Below are 547 nucleotides of genomic sequence, written 5' to 3' on the forward strand. Positions count from 1 at the left end.
AGCGGCAATGTTGGTGTTTTTCACCAGCAAGGTCGGTGCGGCATTATCACTCGACACCACTGCGCCATCTGCACCTGAACGATACAGCACCAGGTCCATTGATCCATCCCAGTCATAATCCAGGGCGACTGCACCCGTCAGATTACTGTAGGTGGTTGCGGTCAACTTCACTGGCGCAGTATTCCACCAGGTATTAGTCCCCTGGTTCAGATAAAGTTGCGGACTAGCAGTAACACCTGAGCGTGGAACTTCAACGATATCCATCTTACCATCGTGGTTCCAGTCAACGGCCATTGAGATCCCGCCATCAAGGCTATCGCCAAACCATAATGCATCAACATCCTGCGTTAACAGATTCCCTTTACCATCGTTCAGGTAGATACGGCTTTCATCACTGTTATTCCCGCCTTTAGAACCACGGCTCAGGAACAGATCCAACCAACCATCACCGTTGTAATCGCCATAGGTCATGGAAATGGCTCTATCACCGGCATCTTCATGGCCGTCATTGCGGAATACATTGGAATAAATATCTACCTTACCAAAA

The 547-nt window shown here is 49.2% G+C and carries 1 protein-coding gene; it reads right to left on the minus strand.

Going from position 1 to position 547, the window contains the following annotated elements:
* A partial coding sequence (locus tag AC2A06_RS18825; RefSeq protein WP_484381294.1) for an FG-GAP repeat domain-containing protein occupies nucleotides 1–547 on the minus strand: 547 nt, incomplete at both ends.

The organism is Serratia sp. HNCC26DJ244, assembly GCF_057180565.1.